The 20,947-nt window shown below is 40.4% G+C and carries 15 protein-coding genes; 12 read left to right on the plus strand and 3 right to left on the minus strand.

Going from position 1 to position 20,947, the window contains the following annotated elements; translation table 11 throughout:
• The first annotated feature begins 251 nt into the window (after nucleotides 1–251).
• Nucleotides 252–1,445: a PDZ domain-containing protein gene (locus tag MUN87_RS21580; RefSeq protein ID WP_244743904.1), complete on the plus strand. Its 1,194-nt coding sequence runs from the start codon at nucleotides 252–254 to the stop codon at nucleotides 1,443–1,445.
• Between the two features lie 3 nt (nucleotides 1,446–1,448).
• On the opposite strand, the gene MUN87_RS21585 is transcribed toward MUN87_RS21580, so the two are convergent.
• Nucleotides 1,449–4,676: a DEAD/DEAH box helicase gene (locus MUN87_RS21585; protein ID WP_244743905.1), complete on the minus strand. Its 3,228-nt coding sequence runs from the start codon at nucleotides 4,674–4,676 to the stop codon at nucleotides 1,449–1,451.
• Nucleotides 4,677–4,829: 153 nt separating this feature from the next.
• On the opposite strand from MUN87_RS21585, the gene MUN87_RS21590 reads away from it, so the two are divergent.
• The 7 genes from MUN87_RS21590 to MUN87_RS21620 all read left to right on the plus strand — a co-directional run bounded on the left by MUN87_RS21590 (nucleotide 4,830) and on the right by MUN87_RS21620 (nucleotide 14,030).
• Nucleotides 4,830–6,413: a peptide chain release factor 3 gene (locus tag MUN87_RS21590; protein WP_244743906.1), complete on the plus strand. Its 1,584-nt coding sequence runs from the start codon at nucleotides 4,830–4,832 to the stop codon at nucleotides 6,411–6,413.
• A 206-nt stretch (nucleotides 6,414–6,619) separates the two neighbouring features.
• Complete coding sequence (gene uvrB, locus MUN87_RS21595) at nucleotides 6,620–8,608, plus strand: excinuclease ABC subunit UvrB (RefSeq protein ID WP_244743907.1); 1,989 nt, start codon at nucleotides 6,620–6,622, stop codon at nucleotides 8,606–8,608.
• Between the two features lie 5 nt (nucleotides 8,609–8,613).
• The gene (uvrA, locus tag MUN87_RS21600; protein ID WP_244743908.1) at nucleotides 8,614–11,469 is read left to right on the plus strand and encodes an excinuclease ABC subunit UvrA; all 2,856 of its coding nucleotides are present in this window, start codon (nucleotides 8,614–8,616) and stop codon (nucleotides 11,467–11,469) included.
• Between the two features lie 913 nt (nucleotides 11,470–12,382).
• Entirely contained in the window at nucleotides 12,383–12,736 is a 354-nt protein-coding gene (locus MUN87_RS21605) for a YojF family protein (protein ID WP_244743909.1), read from the plus strand.
• A 15-nt stretch (nucleotides 12,737–12,751) separates the two neighbouring features.
• On the plus strand, nucleotides 12,752–13,408 hold the full coding sequence (gene bshB2, locus MUN87_RS21610; RefSeq protein ID WP_244743910.1) for a bacillithiol biosynthesis deacetylase BshB2: 657 nt from the start codon (nucleotides 12,752–12,754) through the stop codon (nucleotides 13,406–13,408).
• Between the two features lie 77 nt (nucleotides 13,409–13,485).
• Nucleotides 13,486–13,689: a PspC domain-containing protein gene (locus tag MUN87_RS21615; RefSeq protein ID WP_244743911.1), complete on the plus strand. Its 204-nt coding sequence runs from the start codon at nucleotides 13,486–13,488 to the stop codon at nucleotides 13,687–13,689.
• The gene (locus tag MUN87_RS21620) at nucleotides 13,689–14,030 is read left to right on the plus strand and encodes a phage holin family protein (RefSeq protein ID WP_244743912.1); all 342 of its coding nucleotides are present in this window, start codon (nucleotides 13,689–13,691) and stop codon (nucleotides 14,028–14,030) included. Before MUN87_RS21615 ends, MUN87_RS21620 begins: the two co-directional genes overlap by 1 nt.
• 969 nt (nucleotides 14,031–14,999) lie before the next feature.
• Here MUN87_RS21620 and MUN87_RS21625 read toward each other — a convergent pair.
• The gene (locus tag MUN87_RS21625; protein ID WP_244743913.1) at nucleotides 15,000–16,109 is read right to left on the minus strand and encodes an IS110 family RNA-guided transposase; all 1,110 of its coding nucleotides are present in this window, start codon (nucleotides 16,107–16,109) and stop codon (nucleotides 15,000–15,002) included.
• 583 nt (nucleotides 16,110–16,692) lie between these two features.
• On the opposite strand from MUN87_RS21625, the gene hprK reads away from it, so the two are divergent.
• From hprK to MUN87_RS21645, 4 genes are read left to right on the plus strand one after another with little or no spacing between them, the layout of a single operon-like run.
• Nucleotides 16,693–17,658: an HPr(Ser) kinase/phosphatase gene (gene hprK, locus MUN87_RS21630; protein ID WP_244743914.1), complete on the plus strand. Its 966-nt coding sequence runs from the start codon at nucleotides 16,693–16,695 to the stop codon at nucleotides 17,656–17,658.
• Nucleotides 17,659–17,681: 23 nt separating this feature from the next.
• Complete coding sequence (gene lgt, locus MUN87_RS21635) at nucleotides 17,682–18,524, plus strand: prolipoprotein diacylglyceryl transferase (RefSeq protein WP_244743915.1); 843 nt, start codon at nucleotides 17,682–17,684, stop codon at nucleotides 18,522–18,524.
• Between the two features lie 38 nt (nucleotides 18,525–18,562).
• The gene (ppaX, locus tag MUN87_RS21640; protein WP_244743916.1) at nucleotides 18,563–19,204 is read left to right on the plus strand and encodes a pyrophosphatase PpaX; all 642 of its coding nucleotides are present in this window, start codon (nucleotides 18,563–18,565) and stop codon (nucleotides 19,202–19,204) included.
• A 2-nt stretch (nucleotides 19,205–19,206) separates the two neighbouring features.
• Complete coding sequence (locus tag MUN87_RS21645; RefSeq protein ID WP_244743917.1) at nucleotides 19,207–19,743, plus strand: acyltransferase; 537 nt, start codon at nucleotides 19,207–19,209, stop codon at nucleotides 19,741–19,743.
• 4 nt (nucleotides 19,744–19,747) lie between these two features.
• Here the strand turns inward: MUN87_RS21645 and MUN87_RS21650 are convergent, their stop codons facing one another.
• The gene (locus tag MUN87_RS21650) at nucleotides 19,748–20,656 is read right to left on the minus strand and encodes a ketopantoate reductase family protein (protein WP_244743918.1); all 909 of its coding nucleotides are present in this window, start codon (nucleotides 20,654–20,656) and stop codon (nucleotides 19,748–19,750) included.
• Nucleotides 20,657–20,947 lie beyond the last annotated feature (291 nt).

A 20,947-nucleotide genomic window follows, 5' to 3' on the forward strand; every position in this document is an offset into this window, starting at 1 on the left:
CACATAATATATAAAAATGCTCCCACCGCTAGACATAATCCATATTATAAAAATCTTATTATACGTATCATTCAGTTAGGGATGGTTGTGTGATCAAAATTGTACCAGAACAAAATTTTCCCCTATCCACTCCTTTAAAATTAGGAAAATATATTTAAAATAAAAAAATGGGTAGCCAAATTTTCTTTTTTTGAGCATAATAGAGATACTATACATAATTAATGTTTTGGACTTTGGAAGGGGCCGATGGGATGGATTGGATAACGGAACTTGGTTTAGCAATTGTTCGTATGTTTATGCAACCTTTTATGTATCTCTTTTTTCTATTAATCTTCCTCAGCGGTTATTGGCGAATAAAAAAAGATCGTCAGCATCACGGTGCGAAGGTATATCCATATTTTTATGAAGCGAGACAGAATGTATCTGGCACAATAGTAATCGGACTGCTGCTTTCTATCGTATCAGTGGCACTGGGATTGATCATCTCGCTACCATTCGCATTACTATTAGGAGCAGTAATACTCGTTTTATCATTAGCCAATCATTTCAGTATGTTGTCAGCGGCACATGGGCTGGCCATAACAGCAATGATTACGTATGTGCTTAACAGGTATGGTACGGGCTATATACCAGAGGCATGGTTAGAACAATTAGATAGGACAGATCTGTTTTATATTCCGATTATTATTGCTGTTTTACTATTTGCAGAGGCCTGGTATGTGAAGCAGATAAATGCTGATGATACCTTCCCGGAATTAAGCAAAAGTGGCAGAGGGAAATTTATCGGACAGCATCGGATCAAGAAGCTGGCGATCATTCCTTTTATTGCATTGTTCCCTGTGGGATCGTTGGAATCCTTTGTTGATTGGTGGCCAGTATTTGAGATAGGACAGCAATCTTTTGGTCTGATCGTAGTCCCATACTTGCTCGGTTTTGAATATGTCGTTAAAACCAGTCTGGTAAAAACTGCAACAGAGTGGATTGCTCCACGTATTAGACTGTTAGCAATCCTTGTGTTACTATTGGCTGCTGGCAGTTATGTCGTTCCGTTTCTGACCATGATTGCTTTAGCAGCGGCTTTAATCGGTAAAGAAATCGTGCAGTATCTGTATCGGGCGAAAGAACAGCAAGAACGTCCTTATTTCCAGCCATCTGATAAAGGATTATTTGTATTAGGAACATTACCCGATAGCCCTGCTGTTGATCTGGGACTGCAGCCTGGTGAAGAAATTATGAAAGTAAATGATCAAGTGGTTCGCAATGAAGACCAGTTTTATCAGGCGGTCAACAATAATCGTGCATTCTGCAAAGTCAGTATTAAAGATTTAGAAGGGGAGCTTCGCTTTGCGCAACGGGCTTTATACGAAGGGGAGCACCATAAACTGGGGATATTATTTGTAAAGGAAACGAATATGTATCAAGAAAATATAAAACAAGAGAGCTGATCATCAGCTCTCTTGTTTTTCGTTGAATTGCAATAGTTCGCGAATTTCATCTTCTGATAATTTGGATAATAATGTTTCACCTGGCTGGATGATTTGATCGACCAATTCGCGTTTTTGTTGTTGTAAGTGATATATTTTTTCTTCAATCGTACCTTCCGTAATAAAGCGGATTACTTGAACTACATTTTTCTGACCGATACGGTGCGCTCTCCCTGCAGCTTGTTCTTCGACAGCGGGATTCCACCAGAGGTCATATAAGATAACAGTATCGGCTCCAGTTAAGTTGAGACCCGTTCCACCTGCTTTCAGGGATATCAGGAAGAAGCTTTTTTCACCTTCGTTAAAAGCTTCTACCATCTTCATGCGCTGATCAGATGGAGTTGATCCATCGAGATAAAAGACGTCGTGTCCATTAGCTTCCAGAGTGTCGCGAATGATTTCCAGCATGCTGGAGAATTGTGAAAAGATCAACGTGCGTTTTCCATTGGCTTCAAGCTCCGCTGTTCGTTCCATTAACTGATCCAATTTACCGGACTGTCCCTGATAATTTTCCAGGAACAAGCTCGGATGACAACAAATTTGGCGCAAACGTGTTAAGCCTGCGAGGATTTGCAATTTACCACGATCAAATCCTTTTGTTTCGATCGTCTCATCTAACTCACTTTGGATTCGCTGTAAGTAGCCAAGGTATACTTCTTTTTGATCCTTCGTAAGCTCGGAGTACTGTACCGACTCAATTTTGTCCGGTAATTCGTCCAGTACATCCTTTTTCACGCGGCGCAAAATAAACGGTCTCGTGATTTTTGAAATATAATTCGTGTCCAGATTACTAAACACTTTTTTGCTACCGAAGAGACCAGGCGAAATCGTGTAAAAAATCGACCATAATTCTTCGAGTGCATTTTCGATTGGCGTACCGCTCAAAGCAAAAAATTGTTTTGCCTGCAAGGAACGTACAGATTTTGCTGTTAAGGTTAAATGATTTTTAATTGCTTGTGCTTCATCCAATACGATGCAGTCAAACAAATGCTCTTCATATAAATCCTGATCTTTTCTCAAAGTAGGATAAGAGGTAATCAGAATATTGGTATTCTGGAAACGCTCCAGCAACTGTCGCCGCTCTTGTTTAGGTCCAATGATTACGCCTGCTGATAAGGTCGGTGCAAATTTTTCAATCTCTTTTTTCCAGTTATACAAAAGTGAGGCAGGGGCAATCACCAATGCTTGATAGTTACCCTCTTGATTTTCTGCTTCTGAAAGCATATAACTGATGGTTTGTAATGTTTTTCCCAGTCCCATATCATCAGCCAAAATTCCACCTAAATGATAGTGAGAGAGTGCCTTCATCCACTGAAAGCCGGTAACCTGATAATCCCGCATTTCGGCTTGAAGTGAGGCAGGCAGCTCGAATTCCAGCATTTCAGGATGCTTAAGCTGCTCCAACATTTGTTGAAATGATGCACTATAGCGATGATCTGTCTTGTTTAAGGCCTCTTCCACCTGGAAACTGCGAGCTGCAGGGATCGAAACTTTGCCGTCTTCCATTTGTTTTTGTGACAATTGCAAGGTTTGCTGTAACCGTTGAAACGAGTTGAAATCGTCACGTCCCAAATGAATCAGCGCACCATTTGGAATACGATAATATCGTTTCTTTTCGATTAACGCCTGCAATATATTAGCAACGTGTTCATCGGAAATCCCTTCCATGTCAAAAGCAATGTCAAGCATACCTTCCGTTGGTCGATAATCTACCTGTGATTGCAGTTTAATCTTTTCTACACCGTCGATCATTTGTTTCACAGCATATGAAAGATAGACATTAGCGTTCTGCTCTAATTCATGAACACCTTCATGCATAAAAGAATAAATCGCATCGTCATTAAATAAATAATAAGCTTGATTCATTTCCATAAATGCTTCATCGCGTAGCTGTTGAATAATTTGCTGTTCCTTTGCAGTTTCTCTTTTTACAATGGTTTTAGCCACAGATTGTTCAGAAAAAGGTGTAAAACGTTCCTCGCCATAGTGGTATTCCACCTCTGCTTTAATAGCGCCATCTATCTCATCAATATATACTTTCGACTGCAAAGGTGTCGTATTTATTTGCTGTTCCATCCGTTCTGTCATTTGTAATGAACCAATTTGTTCGAATTGAGGCATCACGTTCTTGACAAATCCGTTCATTTCATCAGCAGAGATGTTCTGCTTTTTCTTATTTTGAAATGGCATGATCCGAAACAACTTTTCCAATATCGCTTTTTGGTTGTACGTTAATTTATAAAAATAATTTTCCCGGATTAAATAGCGATAACTATTAAGAAAATAAAACTCAGACAAATCGTTCATTTCCAGCGTGTAACTATTGGTTGCCTGGTAATCTAATTGAAAGGTTAAATGTTCCTCTATATTTCCTTTTTGAATATTGCTATATTCTTTATTCGTATCCAAGCGGAATGTGTAGTTGATATCCTCAAACAAATCCAGTAATGGGTCTACCAGACTGGGTGGAACATAGATACTTCTAGGGTTCTCCAGTTTGATTACATAACTGTTTCCAAACAAACGCTCCTGTTCATAGCAGGTTAAGAGCATTTCGATCATCTTTTGATCTTTGGAGGTAAAGTAGTGCGTATAGGGATAATACGTATAGCTTTGATTAACCCGATAAGCTTCTCCATTAGTCATCGCTTTTAAAAAGTTGCGGATATCACGAACCACATATGGTCGTTTATCACCAATTTTTATTTCTATACTCAATGCATACTGTGAATTTTTATTCGCTTTTATTAGGGACAAAACATATTCCGCTTCCACTTGCAAAGGGGTTTCGATGTCCTCTTGTTTATTACGGAACGTATGCAGTAATTGCTTGGCAAACAGATCGGTGTCCTGCGAAGGTGCCTCCTGGGCGCGACGATCCACTGCATAACGTCTTTTGTTTGATTGCGCATCTTGGGTAATGGCCAATAAGACAGCTGCTACATGTTTACACGTATCATGCGTTTCAAATGCTGGGCAATTACAAGTTGTGTCAATCTTCATATCATCAGTAAAATAAATGCGAATTGTATAAATCTTGGTTCCTTTAACAAGTCCACGCCAAGAATTAGTCTGTGGATTATAAGAGAGGCCATATACTTTGCCACTTTGGTAGTATTGATAGCCTCTATTGTAAAAACGTTCGCCAGTTAGCTGACGAATCGATTGTTCCGTCATTTGAATTTGCTGCAACTTGATCCCATCCTTATACAAAGAATCCATCATTATATTATAGCAGATTCTGCGACGTATGCCATCCAGATGATATTTTTATTTTCACCTTGTTTGAGAAGTGTTAAAATAGGAGAAGTTAAGGTTAGGTAAATAAGAAAGTAGGGTACAAACATGGGATTACAAGAAGAAGTGAAAAAAAGAAAGACGTTTGCGATCATTTCACACCCGGATGCCGGTAAAACAACGATGACTGAAAAATTGTTATTATTCGGTAATTTAATTCGATCAGCAGGTACGGTAAAAGGGAAAAAGTCGGGAAAATTTGCAACATCGGACTGGATGGAAATTGAAAAGCAACGTGGTATTTCGGTAACATCCAGTGTGATGAACTTTGAATATAAAGGTCACAAGGTTAATATCCTTGATACGCCTGGACACGAAGATTTCAGTGAGGATACGTACCGAACGTTGACAGCAGTTGACAGTGTTGTCATGATTATTGATGCGACTAAAGGTATTGAAGCACAAACAATTAAGCTGTTCAAGGTTTGTAAAATGCGAGGTATTCCGATCTTTACCTTTATTAATAAGCTTGACCGTGAAGGGCGAGAACCACTGGAATTGTTAGATCAGATTGAAGAAGTGTTAAATATTGAAACGTATCCGATGAATTGGCCGGTAGGAATGGGGAAAAGGTTTCTAGGCATTCTGGACCGTTATCAAGACCAATTTATTAAATTTAATGGTAATGAGGAAGAGTCATATATTCCAATGTCAGAAATGGATCAGGATGAAATCACCCAGCATCCTACTTATCAGGAAACGGTTGATGAATTAGAACTATTAAATGAAGCAGGCGATCAATTTTCTATCGATCGTGTATTAGAAGGGGAGCAAACACCTGTATTTTTTGGTAGTGCCCTTGCACCTTTTGGGGTACAGACCTTTTTCGATACGTTTATCGAATTAGCACCTGCACCAGGTCCACGCCGCACGACCGAAGAAGTCATAAGTCCTAATTACCCTGATTTCTCCGGATTCATTTTCAAAATTCAAGCAAATATGAATCCGCAGCACCGTGACAGAATCGCGTTTTTGCGAGTGTGTTCCGGTAAATTTGAGCGCGGGATGAATGTGACGTTAGCTCGAACTGGTAAGAGCATTCGGTTGGGACAGACACAACAATTCGTTGCTTCCTCCCGTGATACAGTTCAAGAAGCGTATGCTGGTGACATCATTGGCGTCTATGATCCAGGTTCCTATCGGATAGGGGATACTTTACTGGAAGGGAAAAATGTCTTTCAGTACGATGAGTTACCGCAGTTTCCACCAGAAATGTTCCAACGCGTAACGGCCAAGAACGTAATGAAAGCAAAGCAGTTCCGTAAGGGGATCGAACAGCTTGTCCAGGAAGGTGCAATCCAATTATTCCGCGGTTATCCAACCGATTCGATGATCATTGGTGCGGTAGGACAACTGCAGTATGAAGTATTTCAGCATCGTATGAAGAATGAATACAATGTGGAAGTCATGCTCGAATCTATTGGAGACCGGATACCGCGCTGGCTAAAAAAAGATCAAGTCGATCCGAAATTATTTGATGAACGTAACCTGCTGGTGAAAGATCGTGAAGAAGATTTCCTTGTCTTATTTAAAAATGATTTTGCATTACGCTGGTTCGTCGATAAACACCCAGATGTCGAACTGATCGATTTATTCGAAGTAAACCAATATGACCAAACAAGCCATAGCTAACGATAGCTATGGTTTTTTGATCAGTCTAGTAGTATATAAATACAGTCATAGAAGTAAATTTAAGTATTTCCTATCATATCTTTTTATCAACCTCGCACCTTTGGTTATAATGAAGAGGAAACCAATAAAACCCAAAACGAATATTTGTTCGCTTTTTTTAAAGCGATCGTGTATACTAATAGATAGATAAAGAGAACGGAGGTAATATGGTGGATCAACATACTTTTGATTTACAGGCACCTTATCAGCCGCAAGGGGATCAGCCTCGTGCGATTAAAGAGCTTGTAGAAGGTGTCGAAAACAATAAACGTCACCAGACATTACTAGGTGCTACAGGAACAGGTAAGACGTTTACAGTTAGTAATGTCGTGAAAGAAATTAACCGGCCGACGCTTGTGATCGCTCATAATAAAACACTTGCGGGGCAGTTATACAGTGAGTTTAAAGAGTTTTTTCCTAATAACGCAGTAGAGTATTTTGTCAGTTATTACGATTATTATCAGCCAGAAGCGTATGTACCGTCGACAGATACTTTTATAGAAAAAGATGCCAGTGTGAATGATGAAATTGATAAACTGCGACACTCTGCAACCTCTTCTTTGTTTGAACGAAATGATGTCCTGGTCGTTGCCAGCGTTTCGTGCATTTACGGTTTAGGTTCACCAGAAGAGTATAGCAGTCAAGTATTATCGCTGCGAGTAGGAATGGAAAAAGACCGTGATGAATTGTTAAGAGCATTGGTGGATATTCAGTATGCTCGCAATGATATTGACTTTCAGCGTGGTACCTTTCGCGTCCGTGGGGATTCAGTAGAAATAATTCCGGCATCAAGGGAAGAACATTGTGTGCGCATCGAATTTTTCGGTGATGAAATAGATCGTATCCGTGAAGTGGATGCCTTGACCGGTGAAATACTAGGGGATCGAGAACATATTGCGATATTCCCGGCATCTCACTTCGTAACGCGAGAAGAAAAATTAAAAGTAGCAATGGAAAATATAAAAAAGGAATTAAATGAGCAGCTTGCAAAATTTCGAGAAGAGGACAAACTGTTAGAAGCACAGCGCTTAGAACAGCGAACCAACTATGACCTTGAAATGATGGAAGAGATGGGATTCTGTTCAGGTATTGAAAATTATTCTCGTCATCTTTCCTTGCGAGATGCAGGTTCTACACCTTATACATTAATTGATTACTTTCCTGATGATTCGTTAATCGTCATCGATGAGTCTCATGTTACATTACCGCAAATTCGTGGTATGTATAATGGAGACCAGGCTCGTAAGAAAGTATTAGTTGATCATGGCTTCCGTTTACCATCGGCAATGGATAACCGTCCGCTGACTTTCGATGAATTTGAACAAAAAGCCAATCAGTTAATCTATGTCTCAGCCACTCCTGGACCGTATGAGCTCGAACATACACCGGTTATGACCGAACAAATTATTCGACCAACCGGATTATTGGATCCGGAAGTGGATATTCGTCCAATCGATGGGCAGGTAGATGATTTAATCGGTGAAATTAATAAACGTGTGGAAAGAAATGAACGAGTATTAGTGACGACCTTAACGAAAAAAATGTCTGAGGATTTAACTGATTATCTAAAAGAAGTCGGATTAAAAGTTGCTTACTTACACTCTGAAATTAAAACGCTGGAACGTATTGAAGTAATTCGGGACTTGCGTGTTGGTAAGTATGACGTTCTGGTCGGTATTAACTTATTACGTGAAGGATTAGATATTCCGGAGGTTTCCTTGGTAACTATTTTAGATGCAGATAAAGAAGGTTTCCTTCGTTCTGAGCGTTCTCTCATTCAAACAATGGGAAGGGCAGCGCGTAATGAGAATGGTAGAGTAATCATGTATGCAGATAAAGAGACGGATTCGATGAAACGTGCAATTGAAGAAACCTATAGACGTCGTGAAAAGCAGCAAGCATATAACGAAAAACATGGGATTACACCGCAAACGGTTAATAAAGGAGTACGTGATGTTATTCGCGCTACGATTGCGGCAGAAGACAAAGAGCAATACAACGAAAAAGCAAAAGAAGTTAGTAAAATGACGAAGAAAGAAAGAAAATCACTAATCGAACAAATGGAACAGGAAATGAAGCAGGCAGCTCGCGACCTCGACTTCGAGCGGGCGGCAGAGCTTCGTGATGCAGTATTAGAATTGAAAGCAGAAGGGTGAAAATAATGGCGAAAAAATCGATTTCAATACAAGGAGCGCGTGCTCATAATTTAAAAAACATTTCGATTGATATACCAAAAGATAAGCTGGTAGTGTTGACTGGTTTATCCGGATCCGGTAAGTCATCGCTAGCTTTTGATACGATCTATGCGGAAGGACAAAGACGATATGTCGAGTCCCTTTCCGCTTATGCTCGTCAGTTTTTAGGACAAATGGACAAACCTGATGTCGATTCAATTGAAGGGCTATCACCGGCTATTTCAATCGATCAGAAAACAACAAGTCGAAACCCGCGTTCTACTGTAGGAACGGTAACAGAAATTTACGATTATATGCGTTTGCTTTTTGCTCGGATTGGACATCCTATCTGTCCAATTCACGGGGAGGAAATCACGTCACAAACCGTAGAGCAAATGGTGGATCGAATTCTCACTTACCCGGAGCGGACAAAATTACAAATTCTTGCACCCGTTGTTTCCGGGCGAAAAGGAACCCACGCTAAAGTGTTAGAAGATCTTCAAAAAGAAGGGTACATTCGTTTGCGCGTGGACGGTGAGATGCGAGAGATAAGTGATGATATTGAACTGGACAAGAACAAGAATCACTCTATTGAAGTTGTCATTGACCGAATAGTGGTGAAAGAAGGTATTACAGGACGACTTTCTGACTCTATTGAAACAGCATTAAAGTTAGGCGAGGGCAAAGTAATTGTCGATGTCATTGGAGAAGAGGAGCTGCTCTTTAGTGAAAATCATGCTTGTCCGATATGCGGATTTTCCATTGATGAACTGGAACCACGCCTCTTTTCATTTAACAGTCCGTGGGGCGCATGTAAAACGTGTGATGGTTTAGGTTCACAACTGGAAGTCGATGTTGACCTAGTGATTCCAAATAAGGATCTAACATTAAACCAAGGTGCGATTGTCGCCTGGGAACCGACCAGTTCGCAATATTATCCGCAAATGCTAAAAAGTGTTTGTAATCATTATGGCATTGATATGGATGTCCCGGTTAAAAAACTGAGCAAACGTGACATGAATAGAATTTTAAAAGGAAGTGGCAAGGAAAAAATCTACTTCCGGTATGAGAATGATTATGGTATGACACGTGAAACAGACATATATTTTGAAGGTGTATTGAACAATATTGCTCGTCGCTATCGAGAGACATCCTCTGATTTCATTCGTGAACAGATGGAGAAATACATGGCGAATAAAGCATGTCCGACCTGTGAAGGCTATCGACTTAGTGATGAAGCACTTGCTGTCAAGGTAAATGATTTACACATTGGACAAGTGACGGAATTGTCCGTAACGGAAGCTATTCAGTTCTTCACCTCACTTAATTTGTCAGAAAAAGAGATTCAAATAGCAAAAATGATAGTCAATGAACTGGATGATCGTCTTACTTTTCTTAAGAACGTAGGACTGGACTACCTCACACTATCAAGAGCGGCAGGGACATTATCTGGTGGTGAGGCACAACGGATCCGTTTAGCAACGCAGATCGGTTCGGCCTTAACGGGGGTTCTGTATGTCCTGGATGAGCCATCGATTGGTCTGCATCAACGTGATAACGACCGTTTGATTCAGACATTAGAACGGATGCGTGATCTGGGTAATACATTAATTGTAGTTGAGCATGATGAAGACACCATGCTTGCCGCTGACTATTTGATCGATATTGGCCCAGGAGCTGGTGAACACGGTGGGGAAGTAGTCGCTCAAGGCACACCTAAACAGGTGATGAAGAAGAAGCGATCTTTAACCGGACAATATTTATCAGGTGAGAAATTTATCCCTGTTCCAGCTAAACGCTCTAAGCCTGATAATCGTTATTTAGAAATCATCGGTGCTGAAGAGAATAACTTGAAAAACGTTGATGTGAAAATTCCTATTGGCATTTTCACAGCAATCACTGGTGTATCCGGTTCTGGGAAGAGTTCATTAATCAATGAAATTTTACACAAAAGCTTATCTGTTCATCTGCATCGTGCTAAGCAAAAACCTGGTAAGCATGAAAAAATAAACGGAATCGAGTATTTAGAAAAAGTAATTGATATTGACCAGTCCCCTATTGGTCGAACACCACGTTCCAATCCGGCTACTTATACCGGGGCTTTTGATGATATACGAGATGTATTTGCGCAAACTAATGAGGCAAAAATCAGAGGCTATAAAAAAGGCCGCTTCAGTTTCAATGTTAAAGGTGGCCGCTGTGAGGCGTGCCGCGGTGATGGTATCATTAAAATTGAAATGCATTTCCTCCCGGATGTCTATGTACCGTGTGAAGTCTGCGAGGGCAAACGTTATAATCGTGAGACGCTGGAAGTGAAATATAAAGGGAAAAACATTGCCGATGTCCTCGACATGACGATTGAGGAGGCATTGTCATTTTTCGAAAACATTCCGAAAATAAGACGTAAAATGGAAACAATTTATGATGTCGGTCTTGGCTATGTACGTTTAGGTCAGCCTGCGACCACCTTATCTGGAGGGGAAGCTCAGCGTGTTAAGCTGGCAAGTGAATTACACCGTCGTTCAAACGGAAAATCGCTCTATATCCTGGATGAACCAACCACAGGTCTCCACATCGATGATATTTCTCGCTTGTTGACAGTGATTCAGCGCCTAGTTGATAACGGGGATACGGTAATTATCATTGAGCATAATCTTGATGTGATCAAAGCATCCGATTATATTATCGATCTCGGTCCAGAAGGTGGCGACGGTGGCGGTACCATTGTAGCCACAGGCACACCAGAAGAAGTCGCCGAAGTAAAAGAATCACATACAGGAAGATATCTAAAACCTGTCCTCGAAAGAGATAAAGCAAGAATGGAAGCAATGATCGGCAAATAAAAAAGCTGCCCAATGGGCGGCTTTTTTTCGTAGTTATGAAGCAGTGAGAATTTAGTATGTAACATGATAAGAAAAGAGATGAAGAAGATGAAGTTGACTTCCTATAATATGGATTATGTAAACAAAGGCTTTTTTGCAAAATAGTCATTTTGAAATAATTTATCTCATTACAAAGCTCCGGAAATAGGCTCCGCGTCCTGTGGGCACGGCTTGAGCTAGGCTACTACTTGAAAATGCCTCTTTGCTGCCTTGTGCCGAGGAAGCTTACTCCGAAGCAATGCTTGCAGACACAGGCACAAATGAAGTGGATCTTCAGCTCGCGCTGAGGCATGAGGAGTCTCCGCCTATTTCCTACGCTTGAGGGAAGTGTTACAACGTATGGAATTGTTAAAAGCAGTGGTTCTAAGCATTATGTAATTCATTCCATTCCTGTTATGTTTACATTGATCAATATGCTACCTCTTACAAAAGTTGTACAGTCCCTATTCTAGCGTAGGCCAACCACGGAGACTCCCGCGGGACATGCAGGTGCTGGAGATCCACTTTGTGAAGTGCCCTCCTTCACAAAGTTAGCTCCAGCCGTGCCCCGCAGGACGCGGAGTGGTTGGACGGAGCGGTATCCCAGCACATGAATCATTTCAATATTACCACTAAGCATAATCCATATTATAGGTAGTTGTATATCAATTATGTCAATTAGTACGGGGCGGATTATGCTTGTTTTTTTCTAACAGGATAAGTAAGGGTAATCTGCCAAATCGTCATGTTGAATAAAATCAGATACTAGGATATTGGTACACTGTTCCTGCTAATCATTTCAATAAGATGCTCTCAATCTTTCTCACAAGAACTTATACCCTAACTGTGCTAAAATAGAGAAAGAATGCAAGGAAAGAGGAGGCTGCCATAAATTATGGAACCAATTGAAATAAATCAGTTGCAAAAACATATTGATGATCGTGCAAATAAAAGCGTATATGTCCATTTAGAAACAACAAATGGAGCATATGCCAGTCACTTTAATGAAGATGCCTACAATGTGGGGGCATTTATCCGTAATGCAAATGTATCTTATCAGCGCGGAAAAGTAGTCGGTGCTGGTGTTACATATCGCGTCGGACTCAAATTAGATATTGGCTGGATTTATGCAGAAGGTGTCAATCAATTTGAAATAAATGACCAAAATCAGCTGTTAATGGCGGGTCATGATCGCGAAGGAAGATTGATGGTGTCATTGCAGATTAGTGAAACACCATTCCATTATTAAGAAGGAGGAATTACTGTGTCAGAACACGTAGTTGTCATATATCCACATCCTGATGATGAGGCGTTTGGTGCATCCGGAACGATAACAACCTTTCGTCAAAAAGGAATCCCAGTTACGTACCTTTGTGGTACCTTAGGAGAAATGGGACGAAACATGGGGAATCCGACTTTTGCCAATCGGGAAACATTACCAGAAATCCGTAAAGAAGAATTAATTAAAGCTTGTGAAGTATTAGATATTAACCTTGAAATGTTAGGCTATCGAGACAAAACGTTGGAATTTGAATCAACGGAAGAAGTAGCTCAACATCTTTACACTTATTTAGAAAAAATAAAACCATCGCTTGTTATTACCCATTATCCTGGTCATGCGGTTCATCCAGACCATGATGCATTTGGTGCAGCAGCGATTCGGGCTGTTGAAATGATTCCAGAGCAGGAACGTCCTGCCGTATGGGCACAAGCGATTAGCCGGTCGCATACTATAGAGCTAGGGGAGCCAGATGTGGTGAATGACGTATCAGATGTATTTGAGAAAAAATTTGATACGATTCAGGCCCATAAATCGCAAGCAGATGGTATGCTTGCAACAGTGAAAAATCAAGAAGAAGATATCATGGCTGCAGCCAAACAATGGTTAGGCATGGAATCATTCTATACTTGGAAATATTGAGCAGGTGCCATGACGTTTAATCTCCTTTGCTTGTGGAAATATAGATAGGAGATTACAGTCATGATAGGAGGCTGAGAATGGAACCACGTAAACTATATCGTTCTGAAACAAATAGTATGCTTGCCGGAGTCCTCGGTGGTATCGCAGAATTAACCAACTTAGATGCAACGATATTACGTCTGATTTATATCGTATTATTAATCTTTACAGCAGGTATTCCGCTGACGATTTTATATATAGCTGCTGCCCTGATTATTCCAAAAAAAAGTGAGCGGTCATAATGCGCTGGATACTATCACTCGTATTCAACGCGCTGGCTCTCATGTTGATTGATTATCTTTTTGAAAGCTTTACGATTGACGGGTTTGGCATTGCTTTATTGGCAAGTGTGATACTTGCTGTATTAAATGCGATTGTTAGACCAATTCTGGTCGTATTAACGTTACCAATAACGATTGTTACGCTAGGGTTTTTCTTATTTGTCATCAACGCTATCACGCTTTGGTTTACCCAAGCGCTGCTAGGTGATAATTTCGTGATTGACGGCTTTGCCATGGCCCTGATCGCTGCCATTTTATTCTCAATCATGAATTTCTTTATCAACAAGATAGTGAAAGACTAAACCGCTATGAATACCATAGCGGTTTTTTTCGAACAAGAAAAGAGCAGTCACAGCAGTAATCATTTAGAACATGAAGTTCTTTCTTATAATATGGATTATGTAAAGTAAGGATGTATTGCAAAATGGCCATTTTGATATAGTTTATCTGCTTAGCAAAGCTCCGGAAATAGGCTCCGCGTCCTGTGGGCACGGCTTCAGCTAACTTAGGAAAGAAAAGAATTTTCTTTCCTAAGTGGATCTTCAGCTCGCGCTGATTCCACGGGAGTCTCCGCCTATTTCCTACGCTTAGAGGAAGTGCTACATCGATTGGAACAGCTAAAAGCAGTGGTTTTAGGCATTATGTTATTCATTCAATTACTGTTATACATGCAGCGATCAAACTGCTAGCTCTTACAAAAGTTGTAGAGTCCCTATTCTAGCGCAGGCCAACCACGTAGACTGATATGAACGAAACTGTCAAATCCCTCTCGCAAACAATGGAAAGTTTCTAATTTTGGGCAACCTTAAGCTAAGAGTCTATGTTGGCTCTTTTTTTAAATACTATTCAATAAGCAGAGATATGCAGAATATCTCCTTCTTCTTAGCTTACCAACTTCTCCTCTCCTATCAAAAGGATTGTCAAGTGTTCTCCTTGACGATCCTTTTGATAGGAGAGACACTTATGCAAAGCTAAGAAATAATGGGATTCACCCTTCCTTTTCAGTTATAAAGGAGGTGAACACACGGCATGAAGGCAAAAATTCTCTGCTCCGATTGGCATACTGATATCCGTGGGTTCTCACATTTTATCTTTCCGTTTCAGGATCTGTCACGAACTCCTGGCGTGCGTTCACTATTAAAACATAGCTAGCACAAGTCTACGTCGTGCGTTATCCTTTACGGTTTTTATCTTTGCCTTCAAGCCCTATATTCATTTCCTTTTATTACAGATCACTTCTTCCTTTTATTCGCGCATGCCTACTTTAATGATTACGTAAATTCATTAGTTGGTTCGTTGGCAATTGCCCATATGAAACCTGCCAACTCTCTCCCAATAGCTGTGATAACTTTACCACTTTCTTTTCCTCGTTGCATTAGTCGGAAATACTTCTTATGCAAGCGTTGTTGGGCATTCCACGAAATAGTTGTAACATTAGCTGGTTGTCCTTTTTGTCTCTTTGCCAACTCTCCTTTCACGGCAGGTGAATAACGATAACTCCATGCAGCCTCAATCAAAAGCCTTCGAACATGTCTATTTCCTGTTCTCGTTATATTACCTTGCTTCCGTATATACCCGCTGGAACTTTCCATCGGCACCAAACCTGTGTAGGCCATAAATTGGCTGGCTTTTTGAAAGCGTTCAAATGAACCGACTTCTGCCACTAAACTAGTTGCGGTGATTAAGGCTACACCTCGAAGTGACATAAGTTTTTGAATCATGGGGGCATGTACACCATTTTCGGCTTCTTCTTTAATAATCTTTTCTAATCGCTTTAATCGTTGTTGAGATTCCCTAAGTTGTTGCACATATTCTTGGAATATGCTCCTTGATGTTAATCGTTTAAATGTTAAGGTGTGAAGCCATTCCCAATATCTCACACTCCATTTTCTGACTCCTTCCGGTTCTTTTCTTCCATTTCTAAGAAGAAAATGGTTCACTCTATGTTTGGCTCTTTTTTCATCTTCCTTCACATCTTCACGTCCCCGAACTAAATCACGTAAAGCCTCATCATCTTCCGTGGGGACAAAAATCGGTGTTAATTCCCCTGCGCGATAAAGGGTTGCCAGATTTAAAGCATCTCGCTTATCGGTCTTCACCTTATCACCAGGTTTCTGAGGGATTAAGGATGGCGCAATAACTTCGCAAGGGATATCCAAATGTGTAAGTAATCGATAGAGTCCATACCCAACAGCTCCGGCCTCATAACAAACTTGAAGCTCTGCGGATTCTCCTAATTTCTTCATTATCTTATCAATGGCTCCTACCGTATAGTCAATCATCCCAATATACCTTGGTTTAGAACGTCCTTCATCCGCAACGGCTACTGCTATTTTCTCTTTCGATACGTCTAATCCTACATATTTTGTGTTATACTTCATGGTACTAGCTCCTTTCGTATTTTAGCTCTGATTTGGGTTTTCATTTCATTTACGCTATACCCGGATTAACCTTCGATAATACGAAAAGGGGCTAGTTTCGTTCATAATAACTCCCGCGGGACAGGCAGGCGCTGAAGATCCACTTTGTGAAGTGCCCTTCTTCACAAAGTTAGCTTTAGCCGTGCCCCGCAGGACGCGAAGTGGTTGGACGGAGCGGTATCCCAGCACATGAATCATTTCAAAATTACCACAAGGTCAGACAGCTCCACTTTACATAATCTATATTATAGGAAATTGTATTTGGGGTCAGGCACAGACAAGTGGTTGGTAGAATGTATCATACTGCTGACAACATTTTAAAATAACCATTACGGTGAACATAATCCGTATTTCAAGGTGCCTGTGGATATATATTTATGTTAGATGGAACGGTACGAATAGGATCATTCGTTTTTTTATCCACTTAATTTTTTCATTCTAATCTGTACTATCTTTTTCAAAAAGTGCTACAATAGTTACAGCAAGATATACAATAGTGGAGAATGGAAAAAGGGATTTTTTCAGAAACAGGGGGGCTATAAAAATGGCTAAAGTTCGTACGCAGGATTTGCTTGATCGCTTTAAAATCGAGCTGATTGCAGGGAAGGAAGGAATTCACAGAGAAATATTTATGAGTGAAGTCTCGCGTCCTGGTATAGAGTTAACGGGATATTTCAAATACTATCCGAAAGATCGTTTACAGCTTTTGGGTAAAACAGAGCTATCATATTTCTCCGAATTAACCTTGGAAGAGAAAAAAGATCGTTCCTACCGTTTATGTACGGACATTACACCAGGAATTGTAGTGACGAGAGATATGGAAGTGCCAGAAGAATTAGTAGAGGCTTGTGAAGATTCCGGCGTGCCGTTAATGCGTTCACCGTACAAAACAACACGAGTTATTAGCAGGATCACTAACTTCTTAGAGGCCAAATTTGCTCCGTTCACTGCTGTGCATGGCGTATTAGTAGATATTTATGGGATAGGTGTATTAATTACCGGTCAATCTGGTGTCGGTAAGAGTGAAACAGCACTGGAATTGGTGAAAAGAGGTCACCGTCTGGTAGCAGATGATAGCGTTGAAATTCGTCAGGAAGACTACGACCGCTTGATTGGTTCATCTCCACCATTAATCGAACATTTACTGGAGATTCGTGGGTTAGGCATTATTAATGTAATGACGCTGTTCGGAGCTGGTTCTGTGCGCTCTCACAAAAAGATTTCCCTAGTTATCAACTTAGAAACTTGGGATCAAAAGAAACAGTATGATCGATTAGGGCTTGAAGAGGAGACGATGAAAATCATCGACGTTAAAATTCCGAAAGCAACACTTCCTGTTCGACCTGGTCGTAACCTTGCTGTTATTATAGAAGTGGCTGCGATGAATTTCCGTTTAAAACGAATGGGTGTTAATGCAGCAGAAGAATTCTCACAACGATTGTCTAAAATGATTCAAAATGGTGGACATGAAGAGTCTGAATTTGAAACAGATATTGATATGGATTATTAATCAAAGAACGGAGGAGATTGATTTTGGCATGTGAAGCTCCTGCGCTTGATCCTATCTTTTTACAATTAGGGCCATTATCGATTTATTGGTATGGTGTTATCATCGCGTCTGGTGCCTTTTTAGGTTTGTGGATTGCGACGATGGAAGCAGATAGATTAGGTGTAAAAAAGGACTATATTGTTGATTTAGTAGTATTTGCAATCCCGATTGCTATTATTTGTGCACGGGCATATTACGTTATTTTTGAATGGGATCGCTATGTAAATGATGCATGGTGGAAAGTATTTGCCGTCTGGGAAGGTGGTATAGCGATTCACGGGGCACTCATTGGTTCCGTCTTAACTGCCGTTATTTTCACGCGAGTGAAGAAACTTTCGTTTTGGCAAATTGCAGATATTGCAGCTCCTAGTATTATTCTTGGACAGGCTATCGGTCGCTGGGGAAATTTCATGAACCAGGAGGCACACGGCGGTCCAATTTCCGAAGCTACATATCAGAACTTTCATCAATACTTACCAGACTTCATTATGAATCAGATGTGTATTGAAGGTACGATGTATCATCCCACATTTCTATATGAATCTGTCTGGAACATTGCAGGATTTATCTTGTTACTAATCTTAAGAAAGTATCCTTTACGTCGAGGAGAAATGTTCTTAACCTACGTGATTTGGTATTCATTTGGCCGTTATTTCATTGAGGGTATGCGTACAGACAGCCTATACATTATCGGTGAATTACGAACTGCACAATTTATTTCGGTACTATTAATCGTCGGATCACTGATTGTTATGTTCTATCGCCGAAAAAAAGGATTAGCAGATCGAACGTATCAAGGTAAAAAAATCACACAACATAAGAAATAATGACAGAGCTCTTTTTTGACAGCACTTGGAGGTAAAAAATGAAGATAGAAACGATATTATTTGATTTAGATGGAACATTGATCAATACGAATGAATTAATTATTGCATCATTCGCTCATACGATTGAGAAGTTCGGCGATCGTCCGTATACAAGAGAAGAAATACTTGATTTTATCGGTCCGCCATTAATTGACAGTATGAAAAAAGTGAATAAAGATAAAGTCGAAGATTTGATGGCGACATATCGTGAGCATAACTTAGCAAATCATGATAAATATGTGGAAGCTTATCCGACTGTAGTGGAAACTATTCAAAAACTGAAAGAAGCAGGCTATCAGTTGGGCATCGTGACAACGAAGTTGAATGACACTGCGAAATTAGGCTTGAAGATTACCGGTATGGATCAGTTATTTGATGTATTAATAGGATTGGATGACGTAGAGAATGCCAAGCCCCATCCAGAACCAATTCTTAAGGCAATTGACCAGATAAAAGCAAACCCAATGACAACGATGATGGTGGGCGATAATTACCATGACATCGAAGCAGGTCACAATGCTGGCGTACAGACAGCAGGAGTAGCTTGGACGATTAAAGGCAGAGAAATTTTAGAAGCACATAATCCAGACTATATGTTAGAAGAAATGAGCGATCTATTGACCATTGTTGGAGTCGAGTAACCATGAGGAAAACGGAACGGTACCGTGTTCATGGTCCGAATAGTTTGTGGCATGTTTATCAGACTGTCCCATTTTGGAAGGTGATTCGAAATTTCATCGTTATACAGCTTGCCAGGTATACACCTTTTCTGCAAGTGAAAAACAGTTTGTATCGTACGTTTCTTAATATGAAAGTTGGCAATCAGACAGCGTTCGGTCTTATGGTTATGCTGGACATCTTTTTTCCGGAAAAGATAAAAGTCGGTACAAATTCGGTGATCGGTTATAACACGACGATTCTTGCGCACGAATATCTGATTAAAGAGTACCGGATTGGTGATGTAACAATAGGTAATGAAGTTATGATCGGAGCTAATTGTACGATTTTACCTGGAGTTATAATTGGCGATGGTGCAGTAGTAGCTGCTGGTACGGTTGTATATAAGGATGTCGAAGCAGGCACATTTGTAGCAGGAAATCCAATGCGCCTAGTATATGACAGAGAACAAATGCAAGAACGCGAGTTAAAGGATCCTTTCTTAACAAAAGCTGATGAATAATTCATCAGCTTTTTGCTTTGATAATACCATAAATCGTGTGGAGTGCAGGTACATCCAATTGATGTTTTTTTGCTATTGCGATAGCAGCCCCGTGTAAATGTTCTAATTCGAGCGGTAAGCCTTTGCGATAATCCTGATGCATGGACGAAGTTGCTTTAACTGGAAGCTGTTGAATCGTCGCCCAGGCCTTTTCTATTCTTCTGTCTGTTAAATCTACTTTTTCAGCGATTGCAATTTGTCGCATCTCTTGAAACAGCATATTCAGCACATCTTTCGTTGCTTGATGCTTAAGCAATGGTCCGATTTCCAGCTCACTTGCAGTGGTAATTCCCGAAAATGCAGTAATAAACATATACTTATACCAGATATCAGTTAACATTTTTTCACTATATGCTGCTTGCATGTTGGCTTTCTTAGAAATTTCTTCCAGTTGCTCACATATTTGTTCTTGACCATGGTGCAAAGCACCAAACCGAATTTCGTGAATCTCGCTCGTGTGTTCCACGTGGCCAGATTCGTCCAGTGTGGCTATAATATTTGCTAAACCACCTAGTATTTTTTCTTCTCCAAAATGGTCAGCCAATGTCTGATAATGGGCGACACCATTCAGGATTGGTAATAAAAAGGTGTCAGGTCCTGCTAGTGTCTTTATTGTATCAAGGACGGCATCAAGATGATAACCTTTTACTGCAATTACGATAACATCGGGTTTGACTGCCTCTTCGGCATGGATAATAGCAGAAGGTGACTGGATCTGATCATCCCCTTTGACACTATGTAACGTAAGCCCGTGCTTATGTAATTGTTTTGCTCTCTTTTCGCGTACGATAAACTGGACATTAGCCCCTGCGCGCAGCCAACGGACACCGAAATAACTGCCTAATGCGCCAGCACCAATGATGGCAATATTCATGACTTTTTCCTCCTTTTTATTTATCACGATGCTAAGCTCCCGCTTCAAGCTTCGAGCATCACAAAGCAGCTAAGTAGGAGTTAACAGCCGCTAACTCCCTGATAAGTTTCGCTAATGATCAGTGGGGGCAGCCCCCCCACTTATCAAAGTCTCACTTTATCTTACTACATGTTCGCAGGCGGACCAAAACATCTGTCATAAAAAAAGGTACTTTCATTGTATGCAAATTGTGTTATAATGCATTAGTCATCGAATTTTATCATGGTGCTACCGTCCGTAAGATACCGTAGC

The sequence above is a fragment of the Gracilibacillus salinarum genome, from assembly GCF_022919575.1.
Taxonomy (GTDB): domain Bacteria; phylum Bacillota; class Bacilli; order Bacillales; family Amphibacillaceae; genus Gracilibacillus; species Gracilibacillus salinarum.

Excerpts from the sequence above, each read along its gene's own strand:
- ppaX (WP_244743916.1), top strand. The coding sequence starts at position 18,563 with ATGAAGATAGAAACGATATTATTTGATTTAGATGGAACATTGATCAAT.
- MUN87_RS21590 (WP_244743906.1), top strand. The coding sequence starts at position 4,830 with ATGGGATTACAAGAAGAAGTGAAAAAAAGAAAGACGTTTGCGATCATT.
- MUN87_RS21605 (WP_244743909.1), top strand. The coding sequence starts at position 12,383 with ATGGAACCAATTGAAATAAATCAGTTGCAAAAACATATTGATGATCGT.
- MUN87_RS21620 (WP_244743912.1), top strand. The coding sequence starts at position 13,689 with ATGCGCTGGATACTATCACTCGTATTCAACGCGCTGGCTCTCATGTTG.
- MUN87_RS21580 (WP_244743904.1), top strand. The coding sequence starts at position 252 with ATGGATTGGATAACGGAACTTGGTTTAGCAATTGTTCGTATGTTTATG.
- MUN87_RS21650 (WP_244743918.1), bottom strand. The coding sequence starts at position 20,656 with ATGAATATTGCCATCATTGGTGCTGGCGCATTAGGCAGTTATTTCGGT.
- MUN87_RS21645 (WP_244743917.1), top strand. The coding sequence starts at position 19,207 with ATGAGGAAAACGGAACGGTACCGTGTTCATGGTCCGAATAGTTTGTGG.
- uvrB (WP_244743907.1), top strand. The coding sequence starts at position 6,620 with ATGGTGGATCAACATACTTTTGATTTACAGGCACCTTATCAGCCGCAA.
- MUN87_RS21625 (WP_244743913.1), bottom strand. The coding sequence starts at position 16,109 with ATGAAGTATAACACAAAATATGTAGGATTAGACGTATCGAAAGAGAAA.
- MUN87_RS21615 (WP_244743911.1), top strand. The coding sequence starts at position 13,486 with ATGGAACCACGTAAACTATATCGTTCTGAAACAAATAGTATGCTTGCC.
- hprK (WP_244743914.1), top strand. The coding sequence starts at position 16,693 with ATGGCTAAAGTTCGTACGCAGGATTTGCTTGATCGCTTTAAAATCGAG.
- uvrA (WP_244743908.1), top strand. The coding sequence starts at position 8,614 with ATGGCGAAAAAATCGATTTCAATACAAGGAGCGCGTGCTCATAATTTA.